Source organism: Psychrobacter sp., from assembly GCF_036731945.1.
Taxonomy (GTDB): domain Bacteria; phylum Pseudomonadota; class Gammaproteobacteria; order Pseudomonadales; family Moraxellaceae; genus Psychrobacter.
In genome coordinates, this window is the sequence record NZ_DAINDI010000001.1 from 99,713 (window position 1) to 105,106 (window position 5,394).

Sequence of the window (5,394 nt, forward strand, 5' to 3'; positions counted from 1 at the left end):
TGGTTTGCTGTTTAAAATTGCCTGTCCTACCAAAAAAAGACCACGCTAAATTGGCTTAGCGTGGTCTTTTTTAACAGTGAATAGTGTATTAAATGCTACTCGGCTTCATCTAGCAGCTTATTTACCGCATCTGCCATGTCGTCATCTATGATGTTATCTTCTAAATAATCGACTAGCTCATGAATAGTAGTCAGATCCATTTCTCGAATACCCAAACTTGCCAATTGCTTATTAATAGACGCCAAGCTCTCAGTATCTTCAGGATTATCTAATAACTGCTCATCAAAGCTATCACTGACAAACCAATACATTTTTTCTAACACGCTCTCTCTTCTCGTCAAGGTAGAATAATTATCGCCATAGATAAACAAATTAAAATGATAAGGTATTTCTATCTCATTGATAGAAAAAGTACGCTTACACTCTAGGGTATAGGCTTGTACGTGTTGCTCTTCAGCGCCTTCTGCATCACTTGCATCTTCTGTAATCTCTTCTTTTACCAAGCCTTCTAATATCTCATAACGCCCGACTTTGACTTTGTGGTTATAAATAATACAAGCGTCCGCAATCGCATCAAAAATCACCGCACTAACATCCAACGTATGGTCGTCGATATCATAAAAGGCTTTTAAAAAAGGTAAGAACTCTGTGAGTTCATCTTCTGGCACTTCGGTCAAAAACTGCTGCTCGTAAATCGTAATCATATCTTCAGGTGAATAGGTATTGGCGGTATTGGTCTCATTTCTGCCCGTAGGTTGCAAGGGTATCAGGTTATATGGATTATTATGGGTCATGCAGGACTGCCTTTTTATTGAGGTAAACGAAAATCTATGTCCTCTATTATCTCTTATTCAGCCACTTTTAGATATATGGTTTAGGCGTTCAGATTAATCAAAAAAACCACTCTAAGCGATTTAGAGTGGTTTTTATGCAACCAATACTATCTCATTTTATTTTAAAATGAGTGTTCGCTAATTGGCCATTTGTACTTTTGGTTGCTTACGAATGCTAGAGCCATCTTTACAACTGATGGTGATACCTGTGAATCCAAACAGTATCGTAAGCAGCAGCGATAAATAACAGAAAAAGGCATAAGGTAAATATTCAAGTACCGGAACACCTAACGCTTGGCTGATAAATACCCCGCACACGCTCCACGGTACTAATGGATTGATAACCGTACCCGCATCTTCGATGGTACGCGATAGGTTTTTAGGGTGTAGATTCAAACGCTCAAAGGTCGGACGAAACGCAGTTCCTGATAATAGGATACTCAAATATTGCTCACCGATCAGCACGTTGATGCTTAAAGCCGCCATCGCCGCGGCAAAAATAGCACGGCCTGAGCTTGTTAGCATATTTCGAATACCTAACAATAATGCTGGCAAGATACCCAAAGCACGTAATAACCCCCCCAAACTTAACGCCAATATCACGATAGTCTGCGTAAAGAACATACTTTGCATACCACCACGTGAGATCATACCTGCCACTTCACCCAGCTCTAAATTTTCGGCGGGCGTATAACCGGCAAACAGATAGCCGCCCAGCTGTCCAATACTTGGCGTACTGTGCAGATAAGTAAGCACTAAAGCGGTCGCAATCGTACAAATGATAGTATAGATGGCATTGACTCGGCATAAAGCTAAAACCACTAGTACAACAAACGGCAGCACCGCATAACCATGGACTAAGCCGCTATCGACCAATTGTGATTGCAGTAAGGTCACTTGACCCAAATCACCCGTACCCGTCTGCCCAGAGAAATACCAAAATAGCCCAGCTGTAATAAGCCACGCCGGTACCGTGGTATACATCATATTGCGGATATGCTCAAACAAATCGATACCAACGACAGAAGAGGCAAGCGTACAAGTATCTGACAACGGGGACATTTTATCGGCAAAAAAAGCACCTGAAACCACCGCGCCAGCAGCAATGGCGACGTTGGCATCAAAGGCATTACTCATACCGATAAAGGCCACGCCAAGTGTCGCGGCTGTGGTCAAACTACTGCCGAGAGCGACACCAATAATAGAGGTCAAAACAAAAGCCGAAATATAATAATACTGCGGTGAGATGAGATCAAAACCATAATACATAATGGTAGGAATAGCACCTGACATCATCAGCGCGGCGACCAGCAAACCAATAAAAAATAGTAAATAAATAGCACCAATACCACTGACAACGCCCGATGACATCTGCCCCTGCATCTTCTCAAAGCTTAGACCTTTATACATACCAAGGCCTAATAAAACAACGATTGCAAGCATCAATGACAGATGCGGTACCCAGCCAAAGCCGATCATGGTCACACCCATAATCGCGATGACAACGCTGGCAATAATAAAAGCTACCTTGGGAGACAGCTCGGTAAGTACTTGTGGAGGCATAACACATCCTTATGGTGCCATCATATATATTCTGGCGTTAGGGTTGGTTTTGGGTGGGACAAGTTTAATGAGTTGCAAAGATTATTGCCAGTCTCATGACTTACCCAGTAGGCTATCGGTCTTGGCTGCCATGATAAAATCATTGCGATGCAGACCTTTAATGCTATGTGACCACCAAGTGACGGTGACCTTGCCCCACTCTACCAAAATACCCGGATGATGCCCTTCTGCTTCCGCAATGTCGGCAAGCTCGTTGGCAAATGCCATCGCTGTGACAAAATTTTTGAATTTATACTGACGCTGTAATTGCTTAATGCCGTCGACTTCGATGAGCGACCAATCAGGAATTTGTTGTAATAGCTCGCGTGCTTCTGTGTCGTCGACGGTTGGAGCACCGATACGGCAGGCTTCACAGCTGGCTTGTGATAATGTCGTCATGATAATGTCCTTTTAAGTTAACTATTATTTTTTTAATACCGTTAGGTTTAATACAGTTACGTCCGTGTTAATACTGTTTTTACAGCAACACTTTTACCCCATCGTTATTTTAACGATGCTAAATTTTTTAATGTATTAAGAGTTTTTTGGTGCATAAGTTGGTTCAAACAAACCAAGTGCCATTGCTTGTTTGACCTTGCCCATGATGTCGCTATCGACGATATCGAACAGCGTATCTAAATCATCAATGACATAATAAATCGGCTGAATATGGTCAATGCGATAAGGCGTACGCAGCACATCAAGCAAATCAAATGCGCGGTGTTCTGGCTGATTTTGTGGTTGCTGCTGATGCTGATGGTTGGATTGGTGCAACGTATCACTACCATTAAGCGCATAAATCGTTTCAGAAGGCGAGCTCAAGATACCGCCGCCATAGATACGGCGATTGTCAGGGTGACTACCTACCAAGCCAAACTCGATAGTAAACCAATAAAGCCGTGCCAAAAACCACCTTTCTTCTTTACTGGCATCAAGACCCAGCTTGCCATAGGTCTCATTAAAAGCGGCAAACGCAGGATGGGTCAGCAGCGGACAATGGCCAACGATTTCATGAAAGATATCTGGCTCTTCGATATAATCCATATCTTCAAAGCGGCGGATAAAGGTCGCTACCGGAAAGCGTTTATTTGCTAAAAGTTTAAAAAACTTACCAAAGCTGATAAGCGCAGGAACGGCAGCAGTTTGCCAGCCGGTGGTGGCTTGCAATATTTCGTCGATATCGTGGAGTTGCGGGATATGGGTCGATGGCAGGTTTAGCTTTTCTAAGCCTTCTAGATAGGCTGAGCAAGCTCGATTGGGTATTTGCTTGGCTTGACGTGTAAGCAGCGCCTGCCACATGGCATTTTCATCGTCACTATAGTGAATATGACCCTGACCGTCTGGCTGATGCGAGAGGTAAGGTTGCTTTTTAGCCGTTAAATCGCTATGGCTAGAAGCATCAGCGCCGAGAGCATTTGAAGACACACTCTTGGCACTAAGGGATTTTTGAATAGTATTGTTAGCTTGTAGGCGTTCCATGCCTGCGTTCCTTTTATTAGCGTTAGTACATGCGCTTGTCGTCAGTGAATCCTAAATTTAGGTATTTTGGATTTACCATCGCAAGCAGTACTTTGCTGATTAAGGACAAGACAAATTCCTTTTGCCCTGCCCATTTATTATACTTATAAACGATTAAGCTAAAACTATGGCGTTTCAGTTTCTGGCTGACCAATCGCGCCGCGTCGGACTTGGTCACGCTCGATTGATTCAAACAGGGCTTTAAAGTTACCTTCACCAAAGCCTTCTTCGTAATCGCCTTTACGCTGGATAAATTCGAAGAATACGGGACTACCAAGGATGGTTTCAGAGAAAATCTGTAGCAATAAGCGTGGCGTACCGCCTTCTGTGGTGCCGTCTAACAAGATACCGCGCATTTGTAGCTCAGCGACATTCTCGCCGTGGTTTGGTAAGCGCTCATCCAGCATTTGGTAATAAGTATCATTTGGCGCTGTCATCAGCGGAATACCCATGTCTCTTAATTTGTCGATGCTAGACAACAAATCATCACTCAATAGTGCGATATGCTGAATGCCTTCACCATTAAATTGCATCAAGTACTCTTCAATTTGCCCACCACCCTGCTTTGATTCTTCGTTTAATGGAATACGAATTTTGCCATCAGGCGCGGTCATCGCTTTACTGGTCAGACCCGTATACTCACCAGTGATATCAAAATAGCGGATTTCGCGGAAGTTAAATATACGCTCGTAGAAGTCGGCCCAATATGCCATGCGACCACGGTAGACATTGTGCGTCAGATGATCAATAACCTTAAAGCCAAAGCCTTTTGGATGCTTGTCGACGCCCGGTAGGTATTCAAAATCGATATCATAAATAGAGTTGCCATCGCCAAAGCGGTCAATGAGATAAATAAGCGAGCCGCCGATACCTTTAATCGCTGGCAAGCGCAGCTCCATTACTCCTGTCGGCACCTCTACTGGCTCAGCACCGTTTTCGATAGCAAGCTCATACGCTTGCTGGGCATTTTTTACCCGAAAGCCCATGCTACAAGCGCCCGCGCCATGCTCACCTAGGAAATAGCTGCCATGGCTTTTTGGCTCACGGTTTAAAATAAGGTTGATGTCTCCTTGGCGAAACAAAGCCACATCTTTTGAGCGGTGATTGGCAATATGAGTAAAGCCAAGGTTACGAAATAGCGTTTCGACAAGCTCAGGCTCAGGTGAAACAAACTCAACGAAATCAAATCCTTGCAAGCCCATTGGGTTATCAAATAAATCTGCCTTTAACTCTGACATTGTCATCATCCTTAATTTCAATTGGTGGTATACATCACTAAAAATTAGCAAAAAATAAGTTTCATCAATCATTCCTATTGACGAGTGATTTATATTAGATTAGCTTGATTTATAAGACTAATCGTTTTTTTTGATTTATTTATCAGGTTTGCTTATGAATATCAGTATTCGCCAATTGAGCGCTTTTATCAGCGTCGCCGACA

General features: G+C 43.2%; 5 protein-coding genes. All 5 read right to left on the reverse strand.

The genetic code is table 11. The annotated features are described in order from the left end of the window. Positions 1–95: 95 nt before the first annotated feature. Positions 96–794, reverse strand: a complete 699-nt coding sequence (locus V7D75_RS00420; protein WP_333612946.1) for a hypothetical protein — start codon at positions 792–794, stop codon at positions 96–98. Positions 795–971: 177 nt separating this feature from the next. After that, entirely contained in the window at positions 972–2,396 is a 1,425-nt protein-coding gene (gene nhaC / locus V7D75_RS00425) for a Na+/H+ antiporter NhaC (protein WP_068405572.1), read from the reverse strand. 93 nt (positions 2,397–2,489) lie between these two features. Further along, positions 2,490–2,834, reverse strand: coding sequence for a 4a-hydroxytetrahydrobiopterin dehydratase (locus V7D75_RS00430; protein WP_068405575.1), 345 nt, complete (start codon positions 2,832–2,834; stop codon positions 2,490–2,492). Positions 2,835–2,969: 135 nt separating this feature from the next. Continuing rightward, positions 2,970–3,914: a phenylalanine 4-monooxygenase gene (gene phhA, locus V7D75_RS00435; protein WP_333612947.1), complete on the reverse strand. Its 945-nt coding sequence runs from the start codon at positions 3,912–3,914 to the stop codon at positions 2,970–2,972. 164 nt (positions 3,915–4,078) lie between these two features. After that, entirely contained in the window at positions 4,079–5,191 is a 1,113-nt protein-coding gene (gene hppD / locus V7D75_RS00440) for a 4-hydroxyphenylpyruvate dioxygenase (RefSeq protein WP_200663520.1), read from the reverse strand. Between the last annotated feature and the right edge of the window lie 203 nt (positions 5,192–5,394).